Source organism: Nonomuraea coxensis DSM 45129, from assembly GCF_019397265.1.
Classification (GTDB): Bacteria; Actinomycetota; Actinomycetes; order Streptosporangiales; family Streptosporangiaceae; genus Nonomuraea; species Nonomuraea coxensis.
Genome location: NZ_CP068985.1, coordinates 3,581,134 through 3,605,050 on the forward strand (window position 1 = coordinate 3,581,134; position 23,917 = coordinate 3,605,050).

Annotated in this window: 23 protein-coding genes; 6 read left to right on the plus strand and 17 right to left on the minus strand. The window is 73.7% G+C overall.

Annotation, left to right across the window (positions count from 1 at the left end):
• Positions 1–74: 74 nt before the first annotated feature.
• The 4 genes from Nocox_RS16740 to Nocox_RS16755 form a co-directional block, all read right to left on the minus strand.
• Positions 75–1,301 carry a Dyp-type peroxidase gene (locus Nocox_RS16740; RefSeq protein ID WP_020547841.1) on the minus strand — a complete coding sequence of 409 codons (1,227 nt, stop codon included), beginning with the start codon at positions 1,299–1,301 and terminating at the stop codon, positions 75–77.
• The gene (locus tag Nocox_RS16745) at positions 1,294–1,887 is read right to left on the minus strand and encodes a copper chaperone PCu(A)C (RefSeq protein ID WP_211212869.1); all 594 of its coding nucleotides are present in this window, start codon (positions 1,885–1,887) and stop codon (positions 1,294–1,296) included. The genes Nocox_RS16740 and Nocox_RS16745 overlap by 8 nt, the downstream gene beginning before the upstream one ends.
• A gap of 147 nt (positions 1,888–2,034) precedes the next feature.
• Positions 2,035–2,667, minus strand: coding sequence for a hypothetical protein (locus Nocox_RS16750; RefSeq protein ID WP_020547839.1), 633 nt, complete (start codon positions 2,665–2,667; stop codon positions 2,035–2,037).
• Positions 2,668–2,726: 59 nt separating this feature from the next.
• Positions 2,727–3,965 carry a phospholipase D-like domain-containing protein gene (locus Nocox_RS16755; protein ID WP_020547838.1) on the minus strand — a complete coding sequence of 413 codons (1,239 nt, stop codon included), beginning with the start codon at positions 3,963–3,965 and terminating at the stop codon, positions 2,727–2,729.
• A gap of 158 nt (positions 3,966–4,123) precedes the next feature.
• On the opposite strand from Nocox_RS16755, the gene Nocox_RS16760 reads away from it, so the two are divergent.
• Positions 4,124–4,768, plus strand: coding sequence for an SDR family oxidoreductase (locus Nocox_RS16760; protein WP_020547837.1), 645 nt, complete (start codon positions 4,124–4,126; stop codon positions 4,766–4,768).
• Here Nocox_RS16760 and glpK read toward each other — a convergent pair.
• Together glpK and Nocox_RS16770 are read right to left on the minus strand one after the other, a co-directional pair.
• Positions 4,743–6,251 (minus strand): glycerol kinase GlpK, encoded by a 1,509-nt coding sequence (gene glpK, locus Nocox_RS16765; protein ID WP_020547836.1) that lies wholly within the window; start codon positions 6,249–6,251, stop codon positions 4,743–4,745. The two genes, Nocox_RS16760 and glpK, sit on opposite strands and share 26 nt — an antisense overlap.
• 14 nt (positions 6,252–6,265) lie before the next feature.
• Positions 6,266–7,066, minus strand: a complete 801-nt coding sequence (locus Nocox_RS16770; protein ID WP_026215292.1) for an MIP/aquaporin family protein — start codon at positions 7,064–7,066, stop codon at positions 6,266–6,268.
• Positions 7,067–7,172: 106 nt separating this feature from the next.
• Between Nocox_RS16770 and Nocox_RS16775 the strand changes: the two genes are divergently transcribed.
• A complete protein-coding gene (locus Nocox_RS16775) occupies positions 7,173–8,852 on the plus strand; it encodes a glycerol-3-phosphate dehydrogenase/oxidase (RefSeq protein ID WP_020547834.1) in 1,680 nt (559 codons plus the stop codon).
• On the opposite strand, the gene Nocox_RS16780 is transcribed toward Nocox_RS16775, so the two are convergent.
• The 6 genes from Nocox_RS16780 to Nocox_RS16805 form a co-directional block, all read right to left on the minus strand.
• Positions 8,842–9,441: a maleylpyruvate isomerase family mycothiol-dependent enzyme gene (locus Nocox_RS16780; RefSeq protein ID WP_020547833.1), complete on the minus strand. Its 600-nt coding sequence runs from the start codon at positions 9,439–9,441 to the stop codon at positions 8,842–8,844. The genes Nocox_RS16775 and Nocox_RS16780 overlap by 11 nt on opposite strands.
• A 61-nt stretch (positions 9,442–9,502) precedes the next feature.
• Positions 9,503–10,483, minus strand: coding sequence for an RNA polymerase subunit sigma-70 (locus Nocox_RS16785; RefSeq protein ID WP_020547832.1), 981 nt, complete (start codon positions 10,481–10,483; stop codon positions 9,503–9,505).
• A gap of 38 nt (positions 10,484–10,521) precedes the next feature.
• Complete coding sequence (locus Nocox_RS16790; RefSeq protein ID WP_020547831.1) at positions 10,522–11,274, minus strand: SDR family oxidoreductase; 753 nt, start codon at positions 11,272–11,274, stop codon at positions 10,522–10,524.
• An 86-nt stretch (positions 11,275–11,360) separates the two neighbouring features.
• Positions 11,361–13,136, minus strand: a complete 1,776-nt coding sequence (locus Nocox_RS16795; RefSeq protein WP_026215291.1) for a hypothetical protein — start codon at positions 13,134–13,136, stop codon at positions 11,361–11,363.
• Positions 13,133–14,029 (minus strand): protein phosphatase 2C domain-containing protein, encoded by an 897-nt coding sequence (locus tag Nocox_RS16800; protein ID WP_020547830.1) that lies wholly within the window; start codon positions 14,027–14,029, stop codon positions 13,133–13,135. The genes Nocox_RS16795 and Nocox_RS16800 overlap by 4 nt, the downstream gene beginning before the upstream one ends.
• Before the next feature lie 31 nt (positions 14,030–14,060).
• On the minus strand, positions 14,061–14,738 hold the full coding sequence (locus Nocox_RS16805) for a vWA domain-containing protein (protein WP_020547829.1): 678 nt from the start codon (positions 14,736–14,738) through the stop codon (positions 14,061–14,063).
• 123 nt (positions 14,739–14,861) lie between these two features.
• Here Nocox_RS16805 and Nocox_RS16810 point away from each other — a divergent pair, with 123 nt between their 5' ends.
• Positions 14,862–15,422, plus strand: coding sequence for a hypothetical protein (locus Nocox_RS16810; protein ID WP_020547828.1), 561 nt, complete (start codon positions 14,862–14,864; stop codon positions 15,420–15,422).
• Between the two features lie 28 nt (positions 15,423–15,450).
• On the opposite strand, the gene Nocox_RS16815 is transcribed toward Nocox_RS16810, so the two are convergent.
• Positions 15,451–16,227 carry an LLM class flavin-dependent oxidoreductase gene (locus Nocox_RS16815; RefSeq protein ID WP_020547827.1) on the minus strand — a complete coding sequence of 259 codons (777 nt, stop codon included), beginning with the start codon at positions 16,225–16,227 and terminating at the stop codon, positions 15,451–15,453.
• A gap of 148 nt (positions 16,228–16,375) precedes the next feature.
• Between Nocox_RS16815 and Nocox_RS16820 the strand changes: the two genes are divergently transcribed.
• Positions 16,376–16,825, plus strand: coding sequence for a MarR family winged helix-turn-helix transcriptional regulator (locus tag Nocox_RS16820; protein ID WP_020547826.1), 450 nt, complete (start codon positions 16,376–16,378; stop codon positions 16,823–16,825).
• Between the two features lie 22 nt (positions 16,826–16,847).
• On the opposite strand, the gene Nocox_RS16825 is transcribed toward Nocox_RS16820, so the two are convergent.
• Positions 16,848–18,209, minus strand: a complete 1,362-nt coding sequence (locus tag Nocox_RS16825; protein ID WP_020547825.1) for a glycoside hydrolase family 43 protein — start codon at positions 18,207–18,209, stop codon at positions 16,848–16,850.
• 139 nt (positions 18,210–18,348) lie between these two features.
• A complete protein-coding gene (locus tag Nocox_RS16830) occupies positions 18,349–19,890 on the minus strand; it encodes an alpha-N-arabinofuranosidase (protein ID WP_020547824.1) in 1,542 nt (513 codons plus the stop codon).
• A 99-nt stretch (positions 19,891–19,989) separates the two neighbouring features.
• Here Nocox_RS16830 and Nocox_RS16835 point away from each other — a divergent pair, with 99 nt between their 5' ends.
• Positions 19,990–21,084, plus strand: coding sequence for a diaminopropionate ammonia-lyase (locus tag Nocox_RS16835; RefSeq protein ID WP_020547823.1), 1,095 nt, complete (start codon positions 19,990–19,992; stop codon positions 21,082–21,084).
• A 105-nt stretch (positions 21,085–21,189) separates the two neighbouring features.
• Positions 21,190–22,368 carry an ArgE/DapE family deacylase gene (locus tag Nocox_RS16840; protein WP_051112804.1) on the plus strand — a complete coding sequence of 393 codons (1,179 nt, stop codon included), beginning with the start codon at positions 21,190–21,192 and terminating at the stop codon, positions 22,366–22,368.
• A 7-nt stretch (positions 22,369–22,375) separates the two neighbouring features.
• Here the strand turns inward: Nocox_RS16840 and Nocox_RS16845 are convergent, their stop codons facing one another.
• Complete coding sequence (locus Nocox_RS16845) at positions 22,376–23,290, minus strand: LLM class flavin-dependent oxidoreductase (RefSeq protein ID WP_020547821.1); 915 nt, start codon at positions 23,288–23,290, stop codon at positions 22,376–22,378.
• A gap of 44 nt (positions 23,291–23,334) precedes the next feature.
• Positions 23,335–23,817, minus strand: coding sequence for a MarR family winged helix-turn-helix transcriptional regulator (locus Nocox_RS16850; protein WP_020547820.1), 483 nt, complete (start codon positions 23,815–23,817; stop codon positions 23,335–23,337).
• Positions 23,818–23,917: the final 100 nt, after the last annotated feature.

The following is a 23,917-nucleotide window of genomic DNA, read 5'->3' on the forward strand; positions in this document are numbered from 1 at the left end:
GTTCCGTGACAGGGCGGAGGGCTCCGGCGGCGGTGATGCTCGTCACCTTCCGCCGCCGGCGCCCTCGCCGAGGCTCAGCCCAGCAGCGTCTGGCCGATCCAGCCGTCCGGGCCGCAGCCCGGCGGGACGGCGAAGACGGCCGAGCCGATCGGCGTGGTCCACTCGTTGAGCAGGTCGGCCTCGGCCAGCCGCCGCTGGACCGGGATGAACTGGCGGGCGATGTCGGCCTGGTAGGCGGCGAACAGCAGCCCGCAGTCGGCGGTCCCGTCGGCGCCCACGCCCTCGTCGTAGTTGTAGACCCGGCGCAGCATGCGCAGGCCCGGGTCGGGGACGCGGGCGCGGCGGATGTGGGCGTACTCGGAGATGACCGGGAAGCCGACGGGGGTGAGCTTGCCGAAGTCCGGCTCGTCGTGCTCGCGCCCGCCCGTCAGGGGCGCTCCGTCGGCCAGGCGGCGGCCCACGGTGAACTCCTTGGCCGTGGTGTCGGCGGCGTCCCAGGTCTCCATCTCGGCCCGGATGCGCCGCAGGACCAGGGTGGTGCCGCCGCTCATGCGGCCTTCCTCGATCCACACCGCCCGGTCGAAGTCCGGCGTGCCGGGGACCGGGTTGACGGTGCCGTCCAGTTGCCCCATCACGTTGCGCTGGGTCGTGCCGCCGGGCTGGCTGTGCGCGGCGCGCCGGAACCCGCGCTGGGTCCACCGGACCCTGGCGAACGCGCGGGCGTCCTTGACGATCATGCGCAGGGCGTGGGTGACGGTGAGCGGGTCGTCGGCGCAGATCTGCGCCAGCAGGTCCCCGCCGCTCCACTCCCGCCGCAACCTGTCGATCGTGAACGCGGGCAGCGCCGCCACGGACTCCGGCCGGTGCTCGGCCACGCCGGCGGCGTCGAAGAGCCCGGGACCGAAACCGAACGTCACGCTCAGCCGGGCGGGCAGCTCCGCCAGCTCCGGCTCGGTGTCGGCCAGCGCGGGCCGCCCCTGGGTGAGGCGGCGGGCGTCGTCGGTCAGCAGCCGCATCATCCGCGCCAGCGCCTCCCTGCCGACGCCCTTGCGCAGGTCGAAGGCCACGAAGACGGCGTGGGCCTGCGGCGGCGTGGCCACCCCGGCCTGGTGCGGCCCATGGAAGGGCACGACCTCCGGCGCTCCACCGTTCGCCGCCGTGGCGCCGCGGCTCGCCTCGGCGCCGCTGGTCACGACGGCGCCGCCGGTCACCGTGGCGGCGGCGGCCAGCGCGCCGCCGCTCAGCAGGCCGCGCCGGGTCAGCCGGTGGCCGCCCCCTCCGGCGGCCGGCCGCTCACCCATGCTCGCCGCCCGTGCCCTTGTCGGAGCCCTTGTCGGGGCCCTTGTCGGGGCCCTCGTGGGTGCCCATGTCCATGCCAGGCCGGTAGTCCTCCTTGGCCCCGGCGAAGTCCTTGCCGAGGGCGGTGAAGGTGAGCGTGCCGCCGTCCTTCAGCGTGAGGGTGAAGCGGACCTCGTCGCCCGGCCGTACCTCCTGGGCGAGGCCCATGAGCATGATGTGGTCGCCGCCCGGCTTGAGCTCGTGGCTGCCGTGCGCGGGGACCACGAAACCGCCGTCCTTGGGCCGCATGACGGCCTTGCCCGCCGACTCCACCACCTCGTGCAGCTCGACCTTCGGCGACAGCGGCGTGGTTGCCGACACCACGACCACGTCGGAGCCGGAGGTGTTGACCAGGGTGCCGAAGGCGGCGCTCATGCCGTTCTTCGCGGTCTTGACCCAGGGGTCGGTGACGGAGAGCGCGGGACCGGCCTGCGCGGCCGGGGGAGTGGTGGCGGCGGCCTGGACGGCCGGCGGGGCCTGCTGCGGCGAGCCGCCGCAGGCGGTGAGCACGACGACGGCGAGGCCGGCGACGGTGATACGCGAGAACATGACGAAGCCCTTCATCCGGCTCAGGCCGGAGCGACGACAACTGCTGGGAGCCCGGCGGCGGCGGCAGAGGACGCGCACGCCGAGGACACCCCTGGACCAGGGGCGTGACAGGAGAACAGGCCGGCCGGACGCGCTCCGCGGAGCGGGTCAGGCGGCGGACGCGGGAACGGCGCGGCCGAAGGGCGGGCCGCGCCGGCCCATCTCATGCCCGAGCAGGACCGACCGCAGGACCACCGGCTCCCGGACCGGCGCGGCGATCAGCGGGCGGGCGGCCGGGACGACGACGGCGACGACCGCGACGAACATCCGTACGGCCAGCCGGCGCAGCACCGCCCAGAGGGCCGCCTCGCCGCGGGCCAGCCAGGTCGCGGTCAGCAGGACCGCCCAGGCGTGCATGACCAGCATGCCGGCGTCCGGCGCCAGCCCGGCCGCGGCGGCGTGGCCGGCGTGGGCGGCTCGCCCGGCGACCGCCGCCTCCACGGCGTGCGCCGAGGAGAACAGCAGGTGCAGCGCGACCTGCGCGCCCGCCAGCGTGGCGACGATGACCGGCAGCGTCCGCTCCCGCCCCGCCAGCACGTACGCGGGCCCGAACGCGACGCCCCAGGCCGGCAGCAGCCAGCCCGCCGCCACCGGACCGCCCGCCAGCAGGTGGGCCACCAGGCCGAGCAGCAGCGAGACCGCCGCGAAGACGGCGGCCCGCAGCACGCGCAGCGCGAAGCCTGCGGGCCCGGCGGCGGTCCTGCCGGCGGAACCGGCGGCGGCTGGTGCGGGGATCGACATGACGCCGCCATCATCCCACGCGACCACCCCGGTGCCCCCGGCAGGTGAGCGGGACGGGGTCAGGGCCCGCCGCAGGCGCGGCGCAGGCCGTAGAACCACGACAGGTACTGGTCGTGCACGTCGCGGCCGGCGATGCGCAGCATGGAGTCGTCGGCGTTCTCCAGCGTCGTGAAGTTCGCGCTGCCGGTGTAGACGCGCGGCGTGAGGTCGTCGTCGTAGTGCCCGTCGATCATCATGATCTTGTTGTGTGTGACCACGGAACGGCCGGCCACCGTGAAGCGGCACGGCGTGACCTGGAGGTACTTGCCGTTCGACGCCCGCTCGGCCAGCCGGTCGCGGATGTAGGAGCTGACGCCGGTGCCGTCGTAGTAGACGACGTCGATCCAGCAGTTCTCGCCGCGCAGCCGCAGCAGCTCGTCCACGATCGCCTTGCGGTTGCCGTTGAAGGCGGTCAGCGCCAGGCGGATGTCGGTCTGGCGGTTGACGCCCCCGGCGTCCTTGTAGCCGCACTTGACCAGCTTCAGCACGTTGGCGATCGGGTCGCCGCTGGAGGAGCTGCGGGGGAAGAAGTGGGCCTTGTACGCCGAGCCGGTCGGGGTCGTCCAGAAGTAGTCCGGGTCGACGGGCCGCATGCGCCTGGCGCGCAGGTCCTCGAAGTAGGTGACGTAGCCGTCGTAGGTGACGGCGTCGCTGACCGTGAAGGCGTCGTTGTAGGAGTTGTACAGGTACCAGTCCGACAGGTTCGACGAGGTCTGGAAGACGACCTTCGGGTACGTGACGCTCCCGGCCACCACGCTGGAGAAGGTGGCGAACTTGGCGTGCAGGTAGTTCCTGGCGATGCAGCCCCGGTCGGCGCTCTCGTCCGGGTACTCGCAGCGCACGGCCCACGAGCGGGCCGTCTCGGTGGTGCCGAGGGCGGCGCTGAGCTGGGCGAACACGGCGTCGTTGCGGCCGTCGTCCTGGCTGTCGAGTATGACCCGCACGCCGACGCCTCTCGTGTGCGCGGCGGCCAGCTCCGCGGCGACCTCGCTCGACCGGTCGCCGGGGACGAACTGGTGCATGGCGAAGCGGATCTCGCCGCCCGCGGGCACCGACTTGATGAGCCTGATGAGCTGGTCCATGACGGCCGACTGGCGGGCGCTCGGGCTGTGGGCGACGCCCGAGTCCGCGGTCGGGTCGTTGAACACCGGGGCGTTGACGACGGGTGGCCCGCTGACCGCGGCCCCGGCGGGGGCGGCCGGCGTGAGGGCCAGGCATAACGCGAGGAGGATGGCGACTGAGGATTTCGTGGCTGTCACAGGGACTCCTTCGTCGGGGGATGTGACGCTGCCCGGTCATACGTCCGCCTTGTTGAGATCATGGTGAACGCCTGTCGAGGGTGTCTGTCAAGGAGTCGCCGGCCTGCCCGTCTAAGGTGGACGCAGTGCCGCAGGGGCGACCAGGAGGGCTGCCGCGCATGAGGATCGTCGTCGTCGGCGGGTCCGGTCTCATCGGATCCCGCCTGGTCGGGCTGCTGACCACGGCCGGCCACGAGGCGGTGCCGCGCTCGCGCTCCACCGGCGTGGACCTGGTCACCGGGCGGGGCCTGCCGGAGGCGCTGGCGGGCGCGGACGTCGTCGTCGACCTGACCAAGCCGCCGGCCTTCGACGACTCCTCGCCCGGCTTCTTCCGCGCCACCATGGGCCACCTGCTGGCCGCCGCCTCCTCCGCCGGGGTCGGCCACGCGGTCATCCTGTCCATCGTGGGCGCCGACCAGGTGCCCGGCCTCGCCTACTACCGCGCGAAGGTGCTGCAGGAGGACCTGCTCAAGGCCGGGCCGGTGCCCTACTCGATCGTGCGGTCCACGCAGTTCTTCGAGTTCGTCGCCACCGTGCTGTCCTGGACGTCCGACGAGAGCACCGTCCGCCTGCCCGCCACCCTCCTGCAGCCGGTGGCCGGGGACGACGTCGCCCGGGTGGTGGCCGGCGTCGTCGTGGGCACGCCCCTGCGGGGCACCCTCGACGTCGCGGGCCCCGAGGTGTTCCCGCTCGACGAGCTGGGCCGGATCACCCTCGCCGCCCGGACCCGGCCGCCCGTCACAGCCAGTCGAAGGACTTGGTGACGGCCTTCTTCCAGCCGGCGTACCCGCGCTCGCGCTCCTCCGGGCTCCACGTGGGCTCCCACCGGCGGTCCTCGGCCCAGTGGGAGCGCAGCTCGTCCTGGTCGCGCCAGTAGCCCACCGCCAGCCCGGCCGCGTACGCCGCCCCGAGAGCGGTCGTCTCGGCCACCCTCGGCCGGCTCACCGGCACCCCCAGGATGTCGGACTGGAGCTGCATGCAGAGGTCGTTCGCGGTCACCCCGCCGTCCACCTTGAGCACGTCCAGCACCACCCCGGAGTCGCGCTGCATGGCCTCCACCACGTCGCGGCTCTGGTAGCAGATGGCCTCCAGCGTGGCCCGCGCGAGATGGGCGGCGGTGTTGTAGCGCGACAGCCCGACGATCGCGCCCCGCGCGTCGGCCCGCCAGTAGGGCGCGAACAGCCCCGAGAAGGCCGGGACGAAGTACACGCCGCCGTTGTCGGACACCTGCCGCGCCAGCGTCTCGCTCTGCGCCGCCGAGGTGATGATCCGCAGCTGGTCGCGCAGCCACTGCACGGCCGAGCCGGTGACCGCGATGGAGCCCTCCAGCGCGAAGACGGCCGGCTGGTCGCCGAACTTGTAGGCGACGGTGGTGAGCAGGCCGCTGTCCGAGCGCACCCGGTCGGTGCCGGTGTTGAGCAGCAGGAAGTTGCCGGTGCCGTAGGTGTTCTTGGCCTCGCCGGGCGAGAAGCAGACCTGGCCGACGGTGGCGGCCTGCTGGTCGCCGAGGATCGCGGTGATCGGCACCTCGCCGCCGAGCGGGCCGTAGCGGTAGGTGGTGCCGTAGGCGGCGGGGTCGGACGACGGGCGGATCTCCGGCAGCATCGCGCGCGGCACCCCGAAGAACGACAGCAGCTCGTCGTCCCAGTCGAGCGTGCCGAGGTCCATCAGCATGGTGCGGCTGGCGTTGGTCACGTCGGTGATGTGCACGCCGCCCTTGCGCCCGCCCGTGAGGTTCCACAGCGTCCAGGTGTCGGTGGTGCCGAAGGCGGCCTCGCCGCGCTCGGCCGCCTCGCGCACGCCCGCGACGTTCTCCAGGATCCACTGGATCTTGCCGCCCGAGAAGTACGCCTCCGGCCGCAGTCCCGTACGGTCGCGGATGACCTGGCCCCTGCCGTCCCGCTCCAGGGCGGCGGCGATCGCGTCGGTGCGGGTGTCCTGCCAGACGATCGCGTTGTAGTAGGGCCGCCCGGTGCGCCGGTTCCACACGACGGTGGTCTCGCGCTGGTTGGTGAGGCCCAGCGCCGCGAGGTCGCTGTCCTGCAGCCCGGAGCGCTGGAGGGTGGTCTGGATGACGGCGGCGGTCCTGGTCCAGATCTCGATCGGGTTGTGCTCCACCCAGCCCGCCCTCGGCATGATCTGCTCGTGCTCGAACTGGAACTTGGCGACCTCGGCGCCCTCCCGATCGAAGATCATGAAGCGGGTGCTCGTCGTGCCCTGGTCCACGGCACCCACGAAGTCAGGCATGTCGTACTACTCCCTCAGTCGGACGGCTTGACGGTGTCGCGGTCCTCGTCGCGGGGGAGGTGGCGGGCGATGAGCGCCTGGTAGAGGCCCGCTCCGAGCACCCCGCCGATCAGCGGGCCGACGATGGGCACCCAGAAGTAGAGGTCGCCGTACTGGTCGCGCCAGGCGCCGCGGTAGCCGGTGAGGAAGCTCGCCAGGCGCGGCCCGAAGTCGCGGGCCGGGTTGATCGCGTAGCCGGCGTCGGCGCCGAGCGCCATGCCGATGCCGACGATGAGCAGGCCGATGACGAACGGCCCCATGTTCGCGCCGGGCGCCATGTTGCGGGTGTCGGACAGCGCGAAGATGACGAAGAGCAGCATGGCGGTGCCGATGATCTGGTCGCGCAGCGCGCCCCACTGGCCGACCGGCAGCGTGCCGTTGCCCGGCAGCGTCGAGAACACCAGCTGCGTCTTGAGCGTGTGCCCGGGATCGACGGCGGTGAGCACCTCCGTGTAGTTCCAGCGGATCAGCAGCGCGCCGACGAAGGCGCCCGCGGTCTGCGCCAGCGCGTACGGCATCACCTTGTGCCACTCGAACCCGCGGAAGACGGCGAACCCCAGCGTCACCGCCGGGTTGAGGTGCGCGCCCGTGGTGCGGCCGGCGACGTAGACGCCGAGCGCGACGCCGATGCCCCAGGACCAGGCGATGCTGTCGTGATTGCCGAGCCCGGCCGCGACGACCTGCGCGACGACGCCCACGCCGAACACGATGAGCACCATCGTCCCGGCGAACTCGGCGATCAGCTCGCCCGCCAATCCTCTGCTGCGCAGCGCCACCCCGCCCCCTTTCCCGGGCTCCCTTTCCGCCTGAGGTGAGCCTTCCCCGTCCCAGGGAAGGCATACAGTGCGAATGTGATCAGTTACGGAAAGTAAGGATATGGCGATGGGAATCACCGGGGCGCTCGACGCGCGTGACCGCCAGGAGTGCCTTGACCGGCTCCGGGCGCAGACCTTCGACGTCCTGGTGGTCGGCGGCGGGGTGACGGGGGCGGGCGCGGCCCTGGACGCGGCCTCGCGCGGGCTGCGGGTCGCCCTCGTGGAGAGCCGCGACCTCGCGGCCGGCACGTCGAGCCGGTCCAGCAAGCTGATCCACGGCGGGCTGCGCTACCTGGAGCAGTTCGATTTCAAGCTCGTGCGCGAGGCGCTGAAGGAGCGAGACCTGCTGGTCTCGCGACTGGCCCCGCACCTGGTGCGGCCGGTCACGTTCCTCTACCCGGTGCGCAACCGGATGATCGAGCAGCCGTACGTGGCGGCCGGCCTGACGCTGTACGACGCCCTGGAGGGCGTGCGCCGCCCGATGCCCCGGCACCGCAACCTGTCGCCGAAGGCGGCCCGCCGCCTGGTGCCCGGCCTGCGCGCCGACGCGCTGAGCGGCGGCGTCATCTACTACGACGCGCAGGTGGACGACGCCCGCTTCACCCTCGCCCTGGCCCGCACCGCCGCCGCGCACGGCGCCGCCGTCGCCACCCGCGCCTCGGTGGTGGCGCTGAACCGGGACGAGTTCGGGGAGCGCGTCGTCGGCGCCCGCGTCCGCGACGAGGAGACGGGCGCGGAGTTCGACGTCCCGGCCGACGCCGTCGTGGTGTGCGCGGGCGTGTGGACCGGCCCCGTGACGAGCCTGCCGGGCGGCGCCGAGCCCGCCTTCCGGGTCAGGATGTCGAAGGGCGTGCACGTCCTGGTGCCCGGCGAGGCCATCGACTCGCACACCGGCCTGATCATCCGTACGGAGAAGAGCGTGCTGTTCATCATCCCGTGGACCGGCCGCCGCTGGATCGTCGGCACCACCGACACCGACTGGGACGGCGAGCGCGCCGAGCCCGCCGCCACCGGCGAGGACGTCGACTACATCCTTCAGCACGCCAACGAGGTGCTGGCCAGGCCCCTGACCAGGGACGACGTGGTCGGACTCTACGTCGGGCTGCGCCCGCTCGTGTCCGCCGACAGGAACGCCTCCACGGCGAAGCTGTCGCGCGAGCACGCGGTGGACGTGCCGGTGCCCGGCCTCGCGGCGATCGCCGGGGGCAAGTACACGACGTACCGGATCATGGCGAGGGACGTGATCGACGCCGCGCTCGACGGCTACGACGTGCCCGCCTCGGTCACCGACCGGCTGCCGCTGGTCGGCGCGGACGGGCTGCCCGCGCTGGAGCCGGCCGCCGGGCGGCTGGCCGAGGACCACGACCTCGAACCCGAGACCGTGCGCCACCTCGTCCGCCGCTACGGCACGCTCGCCCTGGAGGTGCTCGCCCTCGTCGCGCGCGACCGCTCGCTCGCCGAGCCGCTGATCGAGCCGGGTCCCTGGCTGCGGGCCGAGGTCGTCTACGCCGTCACGCACGAGGGCGCGCTGCACGCGGAGGACGTTCTCGCCCGGCGCACCCGGATGCTCATCGAGTCGAGCGAGCTGGCCGAGCGGGCGGCCCCGAGGATCGCCCGGCTGATGGCCGGGCTGCTCGGCTGGGACGAGCGGCGGGTGGAGGAGGAGACGGCCGCGTGCCTGCGGCTGGTGGAGGCGGAGCGGACCGCCCTGGCCGAGGCCAGGACGGCCGCGGCGGTCACGTTGTGACGGACGGCAGGGGACGGCGGCCGGTGATGGTCAGCAGGACGTCCTTGGCCGGCAGCTCGACCGGCTCGCCTGCGCCTATCCGCACGTCGGCGTCGGTGGCGCGCAACTGCACGCCGGTGAGGTCGACGCCGAAGTAGGCCAGGCTGCGGGGGTTCGTACCGGCGAGCACGAGGGCGATCCGCTCGACGGGCGGCGCGGGCAGGCCCAGCGGCTCGGTGATGTCGAGGCCGTGGATGATGTCGTGGGACAGCGCCCCGGCGGTCCCGCCGCCGGGAGGCCGCCACGGGTGGGTGATGTTGGCGCGCAGGCACGCCAGCAGGTCGGGGTCGGACAGGCGGGCGGTGTCGCCGCGGGCGGCGCGGTCGGCGTAGCGGTCGAAGGAGAAGCGGGCCGCGACCAGCCCCGCCACGAAACGGGGCATGCTGGTGCGGAACGCGGCGGTGATGTGCGCGACGACCTCGCGCACCCGCCAGCCCGCGCAGAGCGACGAAGCTGCCCAGCCCTCCTCGGGGAGCCCGGCGAGCAGCTCCGCCAGGCGTTCGCGCTCGGCGTGGACGTGCCGCGTCAGCTCGGCGTCGGTCGATGACATCGATATGGCCTTCCGGTCGTGTCGGACGTGTCGCCACTTCTACGACCGGCGGCCACCGGACTCATCGGTCCGTCAGCGACACGGGCAGGCCGAACGCGGCGAAACGGTCGCCGTACCCGAGGTAGGTGACGATGTCGCCGATCCGCCCGCCGCGCAGCTCCAGCGCCAGCAGCGCGAACGGCCTGAGCGTCCCGCCGCCGTCCGGCCGGTACTGGCCGAGCGTCCAGCATCCGCCGGCGGGCCCGCCCAGGACGAGCCGGTCCCCGGCGCAGGCGTCGGCCGCGGCCGACAGCACCGCCGCGATGCTCGCCGGCCCGTCCAGCCACCACGCGAACGGCGGCATCCCCGACCGGGCGTCGTCGGCCAGCACGTCCACCAGCCCGCGCACGTCGTGCGCCTCGAAGGCCCGCACGTAGCGGAGCAGCAGGTCGCGCTGGGCCGCGTCGGCCGGCTCCGGCGGGTCGGCAGGGCGCGGCCGGCGCCGCTCCAGCGTCGCCCGCGCGCGCTGCAACGCGCTGTTGACCGCCGCCACCGACGTCTCCACGACCTCCGCCGTCTCCGCCGCGCTGAACTGGAGGACGTCCCGCAGCACCAGCACGGCCCGCTGGCGCGGCGGCAGCCACTGCAGCGCGGCGACGAAGGCCAGGCGCAGCGTCTCGTGCCGCAGCGCGAGGTGCGCGGGATCGTCCGCCCCCGCAGGCCCGAGCCCGGCCGGCGGCTCCACCCACCGGTCAGGAGGCAGGGGAACGCCGAGGTCGCCGCCGGTCGAGGCCGGCCCCATGTCCCACGGCAGCGCCCGCCGCCGCGCGCCGCGCAGCATGTCGAGGCAGACGTTCGTGGCGATCCTGTGCACCCACGTGGACAGGGCGGCCCGCTCGGGGTCGTAGCCGCCGATCGCGCGGAACGCCCGCAGCATGGTCTCCTGCACTGCGTCGTCGACCTCGCCCGACGCGCCCAGCAGGCGGTAGCAGTAGCCGGTCAGCGGGCCGCGCAGCGACTCCAGCCGCGCTGCCAGGGAACCGGTCTCGTCCCGTACGCTCACCCTCCCATCATCCCAAGGGCTCAGGGCGGGCGGGCCGGTCAGCGGGCGGGGTCGCGGGCCAGCCAGTCGCGGTAGTGGACCTGGCCGAGGCGCGCCCCGTCGCCCGGCACCAGCGTCCGCTCGCCCGGCACGCTGCCGAAGTAGCGGGCCCGCTCGTCGGCGACCACCTCGCGCGGGTCGCCCCAGGCGGCCAGCGCCTCACGGAAGAACTCGTCCATCCGGTACTGGTCCGGCCCGCCCACCTCGGCCCGGCCGTTCAGCGGCGGGCCCAGGGCGGCGCGGGCGACCGCGTCGGCCACGTCGTCGGCCGCGATCGGCTGGAAACGCACCGGCGCGATGTGCACCTCGCCGTCCACCGTCGCCTCGTCGGCGATGGACCGAGCGAACTCGAAGAACTGCGTGGCGTGCACCAGCGAGAACGGGATCCCCGACTCCTTGATCAGCCGCTCCTGGACGATCTTCGCCGCGAAGTAGCCGTTCTCCGGCATCCGCTCGGTCCCCACCACCGACAGCGCGACGTGGTGGCCCACGCCCGCCTCCGCCTCGGCCGCGAGCAGGTTGCGGGTGGAGGTCTCGAAGAACTCCATGACCGCCGCCGGTTCGAACGACGGCGAGTTGGAGACGTCCACCACCGTCCGCGCGCCGGCCAGCGCCCGGTCCAGCCCCTCGCCCGTCAGGGCGTTGACGCCGGTCCTCGGCGACGCCGCCACCGCCTCGTGCCCCTCCTGGGCGAGCCTCGCCACCACCTTCGAGCCGATCAGGCCGGTGCCGCCGATGACCACGATCTTCATGCGCTGCTCCTGTCCGTACGCCGGGCTCTGCTGCCGACGCGCGGACTCATACCCGCTGAGCTGCGGGAACCGTCATCCGGGCGAGGTCAGTCCGTGTCGTGGTAGACCATGGGGCCGGCCGCGTTGAACGCCGCCTTGGAGGCGTCCTTGAGCCAGGGGCGCACGCTGGTGGAGTTCGAGCGGTTGGTGTAGATGGCCATGGTGTGCAGCAGGTAGCGGTGGGTGTGGCCGACCCAGCCCCACGTCTGGGCGTTGTTCCAGTAGGTGGTGTGGCACAGGCCGGAGCCGGGGCCCTTCCTGGGGCACACGATGCCCCAGTCGTCGGCGTAGGCGTTCGACAGCCTCCCGTACGCGGTGGCGGCCCGGTTGTCGCTCTTCAGCGGCACCACCCACACGGACACCATGATCCGCCGGTTCGCCGGGGCGCCCGGGTTGACGTACGCGCCCTTGACCATTTTGCTGCACTTCGCCTTGCGCAGCGCGGAGCGGACGTTGCTGTCGTGGTAGGCGTCCGGGCACTTGGCCACCCCGCCCGCCCGGAGGGTGTAGCGCACGCCCTTGGCGGTGGTGAAGGACTTCGGCAGCAGCGCGGACGCCGTGATCGGGGTCGGGTCGGAGCTCTGGAGGTCGAGGTCGGAGAGGCGGAACGGCTCCTCGGTGGGCGTGGGCGTGGGCTCCTCGGTGGGCTCCTGGGTGAACACCTCCGTGGGCGGAGGGCTGGGGGAGAAGGTGAACTGCCCGGCGGGCACGGACGGGTCGCCGGAGGACGTCACGTCCGGGCCCGCCGCGTTCCCCGGGCCCTCGACGGTCACGAGCAGGGCCCGTCCCGCCAGCACGGCGACCAGGACGAGCGCCAGCCCGACCACCGCCGCGCCCGCGCCGAGGGCGATCATCCTGGGCATGGTGACGGCGAACCCGGGACGCCCCTGCGCCGGCAGCGGCACGGGACCCCCAGGACCGGGCGGGCCGGGCGGCGGCGGGGGCGGCGGGGGCGGCGAGGGAAGGGTGGGCACGGCCGAGGCCGACCCGGCCGCCTCCCGTAACGCCGCGGCCCACTGCTCGGGGCCCGGCCGCAGCTCGGGGTCCTCCTGCAGCCCCGCCGCCGCGAGGTCGGCCAGCGCCGGGCTGACCGCGGCCAGCCGGCCGGGATCGGTGGAGGTCTGGTCGCGGGCGAAGATCCGCACCACCAGCAGCGCGAGCTTGTAGGCGTCGCCGCGCGGCGTGCCCTTCTCCTCGCCGCCTGGGAGCCGCCAGTCGGGCGTCTCCACCTGCGGCATCGCCTCGGCGCCGGCCAGCCGCATGGCGTCGCAGTCGATGAGGAAGCACTCCGGCGGCGCGTCGGCGGAGAACAGCAGGTTCTTGGGCGACAGGTCGCCGACGACGATGTCCATCGCGTGCAGGCGGGCCAGCGTGCCGGCCAGGTCGGCCATGAGCAGCAGGCGGTCGCGGTCGCTGATCCTCAGGCCGACGCCGGCGACGTAGGCGTCGTCGTTGAGCAGGAACTCCAGCGTCGCCGGCCGCCGCTCGGCGCCCGACAGGGTCCGCAGGTCGAAGAAGTACCTCTGGGGAACCGCCCGCATGAGGAACCCGCTGACCGCGCCGTCCGTCTCCACGAGCTCGGCGGGCCAGGCCGTCTTGTCGCACAACCAGGCGGCGTCCCACCCCGGCAGCCGCCCCACGAGGTCGGTCATCGCGGTGAGCGCGGCCACGTCGAGGCTCCGCAGGACGCCCGCGTCGTATTCCTTGTAGACGACGTCCCACTGGCCGTTGACGCGGCGGTTGAGCACCTCGTGCACGGTGCCCTGGCCGCCCTGGCCGAGGCGGCGGCCGAGGGTGAGGGTGGCGCGGTCGGTCCGGCTCATCGGGGGGCCTCGCTCCGCGGCCAGAGTGCCAGCAGCGTCCGGTCGTCGTCGAACGTCTCCCGGGAGAAGTCCAGCAGGTGGGCCAGCCACAGCGGGGACGGCGGCGCGGTCAGGTGCTCGGCGAACAGCGCCCCCACCTGGCCGTCGCCGTCGCCGAGCGGGTCGCCGAACCCGTCGGTGCCGACCAGCAGCACCTCGCCGGGCGCGAGCCGGCCCGACCAGCGCTCCAGCGGCTCGGGCACCCCGGGCAGGGCGGCGACCGACGTGGGGACCAGGTCCCCGTCCGCCTTCTCCGCGAACAGCGGCCGGTAGCGGGCGCGGGCCGGATCGAGCGTCCAGGCGGCCGAGTCGCCGATCCTGAACAGGGAGACCTCCGCGCCGTGCCCGCCCGGCCTGGCGAGGCCGGCCACGAGGGTGGTGGCGACCAGCTCCTCGACCTGCGCGGGGTCCGGTTCGCGGCGCAGGAGGGCGGCCGCCTGCCGGTGCAGCGTCCCGGCGGCGTGCCTGGCGGCGGCGGGGAAGTCGGTGCGGCCCTCGTCGAGCTGCGCGTGCAGCGCCCAGACCGCCGCCCGGCAGGCCTCGGCCGCGCCGATCGTCGCGGCGCTCGCGCTGGACAGCCCGTCGGCCACGGCGAACACCACGGCGCCGGTCTCCTCGTGCAGCACGGCGCAGACGGCGTCCTGCCGGGGCTGGCGGTAGTAGCGGTGCCGCTCGCCCCGCACCGAGGCCGACCTGAGCGTCAGGCCGGGGGTGGACCAGCCGTCGCACTCGGCGTCGGAGCAGACGCCGCCCGACACGCGCGGAGGCGTCGGCTCGAACCGCGGGCCGGGGACGTCGATGACGACACGTTGCCAGGCCCGCGTCCCCTCGGCCTGCCGCTGCGGTCGGTGCACGTCCCCGGAACCTTCCTGACTCCTGCCGCCGTCAGACCTCGTCGATCGCCAGCCGGAACTGCTCCGGCCGGGTCACCACGAGCTGCGGCTCGCCGCCGGCCAGGGCCCGGCCGGAGGCGACCAGGCTCGCCGTCAGCGCGTGGAAGAACTCCGCGATCGCCGTGCCGATGTCGGCGCTGGGCACCGCGACGAAGGCGAACTCCCTGCGGGTGGCCACCTGCAGCATCGTGTCGGCCCGCGCCGAGCCGATGCCGCAGGCGATGATGTTGGGCGCGAACGGCGTCGCCTCGCGGTCCACGAGCCTGCGGTGCGGCTCGTGCCAGTGCCGGCCGTCGGTGGGCTGGCCGTCGCTCAGGAAGAACGCGACCGGGCGGTGCACCTTGTAGCCGTCGTTCTTGAGCGCCTGGATGTCGTGCGGGATGCGCCGCCCGAGGTCGGCGAAGGCCGCGCCGTAGTTGGTCGCCCCGCGTACGGCGAGCATCGGCAGCCGCTCGACCGTCCGCATGTCGCTGAGGCCCTGCCGCAGTTGCACGTCGTCGGAGAAGCCGAGGATGGCCAGCCGCACCTTGGCCGCGATCATCGGCTCCGCGCGCAGCCCGTTGCACAGGGACGCGAGCCCCGCCGACAGGGCCTGGTGGTGTGGCCCCATGGAGGCGGACTCGTCGGCCACCACGTACGCGGGCAGTAACACGCCCCTCGTCTCGGCCACCTGGCCTTCACCGCCCTTCCCCCAATGGTGTCAACCGCCGACATTAGCGCCTATCTCATGAAGATCAAACTTCCGGAGGGCGACACTCGCGTCCAGGAGGGCGTACCGGCATACCGTGAACCGATGGAGAAGTACACGGAGGAGCGGGTGACGGCGGCGACTCCGGACCCGCTGCTGGCCCACCGGGGCCGGGACTTCATCGGCTTCCGCGACCACCCCTTCGCCGACCCCGGCGCGCACGGCTTCCGCTGGGTGGACCTCAAGCACTTCGAGGTGCTCGCGCCGGAGACCGGCGACCTCGGCCTGGTGACCGCCGTCATCCGGCACGAGCAGTTCCGCGACGACTACGCCGGAGGCGGCGTCACCCCCGGCGGGATCCGCCACGGCCCCTACTGGCTGCGCCATGTCACCGCGCGGGCGTACGAACCCGTCGACGCGCCCGCCGTGATCGCGACGATGTCCGGCTGGGCGAGGCAGCACGGCGGCCTCCCGCCAGGGCTACGGGACGTGCTGGAGGCCGAGGTCTTCGACCGGATCCGCCGGGCCACCGCCCGGTACCGGCTCAAGGACCTCGGCGAGCGCGCCCACCACGATTGGGGCCGCGTCCACCAGGACTTCCATGAGGTCATCACCATCGACCGCACCGCCGGCGCCGTGACGCTGATCGTCGCCGCCGACGACTGACCGGCGCGCGCTCGCCCGGCGGGCGGGGTCAGCGGGGCGGGCCGGCCGCGATGGTGGCGCGGGCGTCGGCGACGCCGCCCCGCCACCAGCCCATCGCCTCCACCCACCACGTCATGCCCGCCTCCGCGTACGCCTCGACGAGCCCGTCCGCGGCCCGGCCCTCCAGCGCGATGTCGAACCCGTCCAGCGAGCCCCGCTGCTCGCCCAGGAAGTCCACCACGCGGGCGAACTCCGCGGCGGGCACCGGCCGCTCCCGCCCGTACTCGTGGAAGGTCGGCATCGCCCCGTCCCATCGGGCCGCCCGCCGGAACCCGGCGCGGACCGGCCACCGCCCAGGGCACCAGACGGGGATCCGCGGCCGCTGCGCCGGCGCGGGCGGCAGCTCCGCCCAGAGCCGGGTCAGGTCCGCCAGGCCCTCGTCCAGCCGGGCGGCGCGCCTCTTCAGGTCGGGGTCCTCGCCGAACTCGGCGTACTCGGCGTCCATCGAGCCGAGGCCGGCGCCGAAGACCAGCCGTCCGCCGGACAGCAGGTCCAGCGTCGCGCTCTCCTTGGCCACCGTCTGCACCCGCCGCCGGGGCAGGGCCGCCATCAGCGCGCCGATCCTGACCCTGCGGGTACGCGCGGCGATCGCCGACAGCACCACCGTCGGGTTCACGACCGGCCAGTCCCGGTCGTGGTAGAGCAGGTGGTCCCACAGGAACACCCCGTCCCAGCCGTGCTCCTCGGCCGCCACGCCCAGCTCCGTCAGCACCTGAGGGTCGCCGAACTCGCCGACGTTCGGCAGCCCGACCGCGTATCTCACCATGAGCGCCAGGCTATGCGCGTACTGGCGGAGGAAGTGGTGGTGCGGGCCATGGTGATGCCCCTATCGTTGTGCCTGCAGAAGAGAAGTTTCTTCCTCAAAGATCTATCTTCTTCGCGGAAGATGATGGGAAGCGGAGGACCGGGTGTCAATGACGGGTGGACAGGCGGAGGCGAGCCGGCGCTACCGGCGCTATCTCAGCGCGGTCATGCTGCACGGCCAGGCCGGCGCCAAGGTGTGCGACCTCGGCGCCACCGACCTGTACGCGCTGAACGTCCTCGAACTGGCGGGCGCCATGACCCCGGGCGAGCTCGGCGCCCGCACCGGGCTGACCACCGGGCCGACCACGCGGCTCATCGACCGGCTGGAGCAGGCCGGCTACGTCCGCCGCGTCCCCGCCCCCGACGACCGCCGCAAGGTGATCGTCGAGCCGGTCGGCCGGCCCGCCGGGCTCGACGAGGTGCTGGCCCCCGCCCGGGGGAAGGTCGGCGAGATCCTGGCCGGCTACTCGCCGGAGCAGCTGGAGGTCCTCTACGACTACTTCGACCGGGCCGCGGCCGCCTACCAGGAGGCCGCGGAGCTGCTGCGCTCCGGCTCGTGACGGCGGGCGGCCCGGACGGGAGTCAGGGGGTGACGCGGAACGTCGCGTCCTCCCGGTCCGTCGCGCTGCTGATCGGGTCGATGCGCAGCAGGTAGTTCGCGTGCCGCAGGTAGCGGTCGGGGTAGTTGGCGGAGCGGAACGACGACCAGGCCGGGTCGGCGAGCCCCGCGACCCGGTGGAAGGTGGCGTCGGAGTGGAAGGCGGCGGTGCCGTCGCTCGCCTCCAGCCGGATCTCGTAGTTGTAGTGCCGCAGGTAGCGGCCGGGATAGTTGACCGACTCGAACGACACCCCGGCCGGGTCGGACAGGCCGGGCACCATCCGCCAGAGCTGGTCCTGGTACGGGTCGAAGGGATAGGCGTCCAGCCGCCCCGCGTAGTCGTAGTGCCGGACGTAGCGGTCGGGGAAGTTCGACGACTTCAGCCGCGTCCAGCCCGGCAGGCCCCAGCGGGAGACGAGGGCGTTGTACTCGGCGGCGCTGATCCCGGCGATGGAGCCGTGCTTGGCGTTCAGCGGCGGGGTGTAGGCGCGCTGGCTCAGCGCCGTCCAGGAGTTGCCGCCGACGTTCGAGGTGGACCAGGCGTAGTAGTCGTTGTTGACCGGGCTGAAGGAGTCGCCCCACAGCCGCCAGCCCCCGCCGTCGTTGTTCCTGACGAGCATCGGCGCCTCGATGGCGTTGCCCTGGCGCAGGCCGCTCGTGTAGGTGGTGTAGCTGTTGGCGGCGCCGGTGCTGGAGCGGGCGCCGTACAGCAGGCCGTTGGACAGGTTCTTGTAGTAAAGGTAGAAGGTCGAGCCGTCCACGACGATGTCGCCGTCCAGCACGGGGAAGCCGGGGCTGAAGTACACCTGGTTGGCGGTGACGGTGCGGAAGTCGGTCGTGTAGTTGACCATGAAGACGTCGGTGCTGCCGTTGTTGGCCGAGTAGACGATGCCGTACTGGCCGCGGGAGGCGTCCCAGAACGCGGTCGGGGCCCAGGTGTGGGTGTTCAGGTTGTGCATCCTGATCCGGCGGTAGCCGGTGAAGGAGGTCAGGTCGGTGGAGTCCCACACGTGCAGGTAATGGTTGTTCTGCCCGAAGTCGGTGCCGTTGAGGTCGGTGGCGAGGACGACGAACGTGCCGTCCTGCTTGCGCAGGACGAACGGGTCGCGCAGGCCGAGCGTGCCGGCGGTCGGGGTGACGACGGGGTTGTTCTGGTTGAGCGGCGTCCAGTTGAGGCCGTCCTGGCTGACGGCGAGGTGCAGGCCGTAGCTGGCGCCGTTCATGTTCGGGGACTCGGTGAAGTAGGCGAAGACGTAGGCGGTGTTCGCGGCCGAGGCGGGGGAGACGTTGATGGCGAGCGCCGCCCATAAGGCGGCGAGCAGGACGAGTGCTCTTCTGCGGTACATCGCGGTACGGCCCTTCCTGGTCAGGGGCGGGGGGCGGGCGTGTGTTAGCGCTAACACTGCGGGGCTGGGCTCGCGATAACAGCCGAGCGAAGGGGGTTGTGCATGAGTGTCAACGCGACCATCACCAGGAGTCAAGGGCCTATGTGCCGGAGCCCGCCGCCAGCCGCCCCGTCACGGTGACGAAGGAGTGGGCGGGCAGGCGTACCCGCAGCCCGGCGCGCGTGGCGCGCACCTCGTACGGCCGGGGCGCGACCGTCTCGGGCGCGTCCGGGGTGTTGTGGTCCTGGAGCCGGCCGGCGGTCAGGATCCGGGCGCTCACCTCCGCGAGCGCGCCGCCGCGCAGGTCCAGCTCCACCTCGGCCGGCTCGTCCGCGTCCAGGTTGGACAGGGAGAACAGCGCCCGGCCGTCCTTGCGGCTGGCCGACATCGAGACGGTGGCGAGCCGCGCGTCGCCGACCGCGCGCTCCGGCGTGCCGGCGGGCAGGTCCACGCGCAGCGAGACGGCGTCCTGGTGGCCCTTGTTCATCTCGAACACGTGGTACGTCGGCGTCAGGACGAGCGCCCCGCTGCCGGGATCGGTGAGGATCATGGCCTGGAGCACGTTCACGGTCTGGGCGATGTTGGCCATGACCAGGCGGCGGGCGTGCCGGTGGAAGACGTCGAAGTGGAGACTCGCCACGAGCGCGTCGCGCAGCGTGTTCTGCTGGTAGAGGAAGCCCGGGTTCGTGCCCGGCTCCACGTTCCACCAGGTGCCCCACTCGTCGAGCACCAGGCCGACGTTCCCGCCCGGGTCGTAGCAGTCCATGACGTTGGAGTGGCCGGTGATCAGCTCGTCCACGCGGGCGGCCTGCACCATCGTGCGGTAGTGGTCGTCGGTGCCGAAGACGGTGGCCGCGCCCTTGTCCTGCCAGGTGCCGGGGATCGTGTAGTGGTGGAACGACAGCGCCTGCATGAACGGCGCGGGCCGGTAGGCGCAGCCCAGGTCGCCGAGCTGCTTCATCAGGGTCTCGGTCCAGGCGTAGTCGGCGCCGTTGGCGCCCGCGGCGACGCGGTAGAGCGTGTTGCCGCCGTGGTCGCGGCAGTAGGTGCCGTAGCGGCGGGCCTCGGCGGCGTACTGCTCGGCGCGCATGTGGCCGCCGCAGCCCCACGCCTCGTTGCCGAGCCCCCAGAAGCGCACCCGCCAGGGCTGCTCGCGGCCGTTGGCCCTGCGCAGCCGGACCATGGGGGAGTCGCCGTCGCGGGTGAGGTACTCCACCCAGTCGCTCATCTCCCTGACCGTGCCGGAGCCGACATTGCCGCTGATGTACGGCTCCGCCCCGAGCAGCTCGCACAGCGCCATGAACTCGTGCGTGCCGAAATGGTTGTTCTCCTCGACGTTCCCCCAGTGGGTGTTGACCATCGAGGGGCGCCGCTCCTTCGGGCCGATGCCGTCCATCCAGTGGTACTCGTCGGCGAAGCAGCCGCCCGGCCAGCGCAGGTTGGGGATGTCGAGGGCGCGCAGCGCGGCCACGACGTCGAGGCGGATGCCGCCCGCGTGGGGCAGGTCGCTGTCCTCGCCCACGTAGAAGCCCCCATAGATGCAACGGCCCAGGTGCTCGGCGAAGTGGCCGTACAGGTGCCGGCTGATCACGGGGCCGGGGACGTCGAGGTTGACGATGGCGGGCACGACGGGGTCGGTCATGGCGTACCTTGCTGTCGAAAGGGGTGGAAAGCGCTTTCTTGGGACGATCTTAGCGCGTGTCCCCATGCGTGGCGGGCGCGAGCGGTGCACCCTGGGAAGGTGCCGCACAACGCCTCCCTCCGCAGCCCCTGGTTCGCGCCCCCCGCCGCCCGCGCCTGGAGGTGCGCCCCCGCGCCCGCCGAGGTGCGCCGCTTCCACACCGGGCTGCCCGGCTACGCGCCCACCCCGCTGACCGAGCTCCCGCCGACGGCGGCGGAGCTGGGGCTCGGCCGGGTCTTCGTCAAGGACGAGTCGCGGCGGCTCGGGCTGCCCGCGTTCAAGGCCCTCGGGGCGTCCTGGGCCGTGCACCGGGTGCTCGCCGAACGCGACGAGGAGGGCCCCGTCACCCTGGTGACCGCCACCGACGGCAACCACGGCAGGGCCGTGGCCCGCACGGCTCGCCTGCTCGGGCAGCGCGCCCGCGTGCTCGTCCCGCGCGGGGTCCACCCGCGGGCCGTCGCGGCCATCGCCGACGAGGGCGCCGAGGTGACCGAGGTCCCCGGCTCCTACGACGACGCCGTACGCCTCGCCGCCGAGGCCGCGTCCGCGCCGGGCACGGTCCTCGTCCAGGACACCGCCTGGCCCGGCTACGAGCGGATCCCCGGCTGGATCGTCGAGGGCTACTCCACCCTCAGCGCCGAGATCGACGAGCAGCTCGCCGCCGCCGGGATCGACGGGCCCGACCTGGTGTGCGTGCCGGCGGGCGTGGGGTCGCTGGCGCAGTCCGTCGTCACCCACTACCGCAGCCGCCGCGCGGGCCGCCCTCCGGCGCTGGTGACCGTCGAACCTGAGGCCGCGGCGTGCGTGCTCGCGAGCCTCGCCCGGGGCGAGCCCGTCAGCCTCTCCACCGGCGAGACCACCATGGCCGGGCTGAACTGCGGCACCCCCTCCAGCCTCGCCTGGCCCTTCCTGCGGGACGGGCTGGACGCCGCGGTGGCGGTCTCCGACGCCGCCGGCGCCCGGGCCGCCGCCGATCTCGCCGCGCTCGGCGTACGCTCCGGGCCCTGCGGGGCCGCCGCGCTCGCGGGGCTGCGCGCGCTGCTCACCGGGGAGAACGCCGCCGGGCACCGGGCGGCGCTGGGCCTCGGCCCCGCCTCGGTGGCCGTGCTGCTCAGCACCGAGGGCCCGGACGCCAACCCGCACGCCGAGCCCTGACCAGCCCCAGGCGAGTGGACGCCATGCTCCCCGAGCCCTGACCCACCCCAGGCGAGTGGACGCCATGCCCCCGAGCCCTGACCCGCCCCCAGGCGAGAGGACGCCATGCTCCCCGAGACTTCCCCTGAGACGCCCTTGCCCGCGGACGACGACCCCGCCGGCCTGCTGGCGCGGCTGATCGCGATCGACTCCGTCAACCCGGACCTGGTGGCCGGCGGCGCGGGCGAGAGCGCGATCGCCGCCTTCTGCGCCGCCTGGCTGGCCGGGCGCGGCTTCGAGGTGCACACCCTGGAGCGGCGCCCCGGCCGGCCCTCGCTCGTCGCGGTCGCGCGCGGCTCCGGCGGCGGCCGCTCGCTCATGCTCAACGGCCACCTCGACACCGTCGGCCTGACCGGCTACGACGGCGACCCCCTCGACCCGAGGGTCAGGGACGGCCGCATGCACGGCCGCGGCGCCTTCGACATGAAAGGCGGCCTCGCCGCCATGATGACCGCCGCCGCCCGCGCCACCGCCCGCGGGCCGCTGCGCGGCGACGTGCTGCTCGCCTGCGTCGCCGACGAGGAGCACGGCAGCTCCGGCACCGAGGAGGTGCTGGAGTCCTTCACCGCCGACGCGGCGATCGTCACCGAGCCGAGCCACCTGGAGGTCACCCTCGCCCACAAGGGCTTCGCCTGGTTCGAGGTGCGCGTCGAGGGCCGCGCGGCGCACGGCTCCCGCCCCGACCTCGGCGTCGACGCCATCGCCAAGGCCGGGCACTTCCTGGTAGCGCTGGAGGAGCTGGGGGCGCGGCTCGCGCGGGGCCCGGCTCATCCGCTGCTCGGCACCGGCACCGTGCACGCCTCCGTCATCTCCGGGGGGCGGGAGCCCGCGACCTATCCCGAGCACTGCTCGATCACCCTCGAACGCCGTACCGTCCCCGGCGAGGACGCCGCCACGGCCGAGGCGGAGCTGGCCGCGCTGCTCGGCCGGCTCGCCGTCACGGTCCCGGACTTCCGCTACCGCCTGACGCCCGGCCTGCACCGGGAGCCGTTCGCGGCCGACCCGGAGTCGGCGATCGTCCGCACCCTGACGAGGAACGCGGAGGCGGTGCTCGGGCATCCGCCCGCCGTGCGCGGCGAGCCGTTCTGGACCGACGCCGCGCTGCTGGACCGCGCCGGCATCCCCTGCCTGCTCTTCGGCGTGGACGGCGAGGGCGCCCACGCGGCCCGCGAGTGGGCGGACCTCGCCTCGGTGGACCGCCTGACCGCCGTGCTCGCCGGCACGATCACGGACTTCTGCTCCTGAGCGCCGCTCAGCCGCGCTCCTTGGCGACCGCCTCCCGTACGGCGGGGGCGATCTCCCCGGCCCAGCGGCCGAGTGCGACCTGGCCGGCGGCGCCCTGCTCGGCCGAGAAGAGGATGAAGCCGGACGCGCCGTGTTCGAGCACGGCCCCGGTCAGCTCCTCGGCCCACTGGGCGGGCGAGCCGCCGAGCCAGCGGCCGTCGCGGTCGCGGGTGGCGGCGAGCGGCCGGTCGGTGACGCGGCCGGGCAGGTTGTAGACCGTGCGGATCTCGCCGGGGTCGAGGCCGGCGGCCGCCGCGGCCTCGTCGATGATCGGCCGCGAGGTGCGGTAGCGCTCACTCAGCCAGTCGGCGGCGTGGCCGGGGATCCACCCGTCGGCCACCCGGCCCGTCGCGGCCAGCGACTTCGGGCCGTTGGAGCCGGTCCACACCGGAGGGGCGGCCACCGGGGCCGGCTCGATCCCGTGCACCTGGTAGTGGCGGCCCTCGAAGGTGACCGGAGGGCCGCCGCCCGACAGCAGCCTGACGAGGACGATCGCCTCCTCGAACGCTTCCACGGCCGCGCTGGGCGACAGCCGGGGCACGCCCATGGCGGCGATCCGGTCCCACAGCCCGCCCGCGCCCATGCCGAGCAGGACCCGGCCGTCCGCCAGCGCCGCCAGCGACGTGACGGTCCTGGCCAGCACGGGGGCGGGCCTGGTCGGCAGGTTGGTGACGTTGACCAGGCCGGACAGGCGCCGGGTGCGGCCGAGGACGAAGCCGAGCGCGGCGTAGGCGTCCAGGCGCTCGCCGAGGTAGGGGTGGTCCGACAGGGAGAACAGGTCGAGCCCGTCGCGGTCGGCCTGCTCGGCCAGGCGTGACAGCTCGCGCGCCGCGCCGACGCCGCCGGGTGCGCCGAAACCGAAGACGACGCCGGATGCGGACATGAGGGTGCCTTCCGGAGAGAATGTAGTTCGTTGTACGAACCGTATTAGTTCGTAGCGCGAACTTCAACTCCCTGGGCCGGTTCCTGGAACACCACGGGGACCTTGTTGGCCGTCACGACGGAGCCGAGCAGCGCGGCGAGCGTGTCGCGTCCGGCGCCGGACAGCTCGTCCGTCAGCCGCTCCACCCGCCGGCAGGTCTCGGCGTAGAACCGCTCGGCGAGCGCCGCGCCCTTCCTGGTCAGCGCGATCCGCACCGCCCGGGAGTCGCGCGGGTCCGGCCCGCGCCTGACCAGGCCGTTGCGCTCGGTGCGGTCCACCAGGCCGGTGAGGCTCGACTTGGCCAGCCCCAGCGTCGCGCCCAGCTCGCCCATCCCGTACGGGCCCGGCATCAGCACGCACAACAACTGCCCCTGCTGCGCGGTGAGGCCGAACTCCCTGGCGGACTCCGTGTAGACGGCGTTCACCAGGAACGCGCCGCGCACCAGCGCGGCCACCACGCCGATCCGCCCGTCGTCGTCTCCTGTCACGCGCTCAGCGTAACAGCCGTCCAGAAGCGAAAATTCGTGTCACGAACTACTGCCGGCCGGCCGGGCGGGCACGCGCGCGGCATCGAGCGCCCCTCACCGG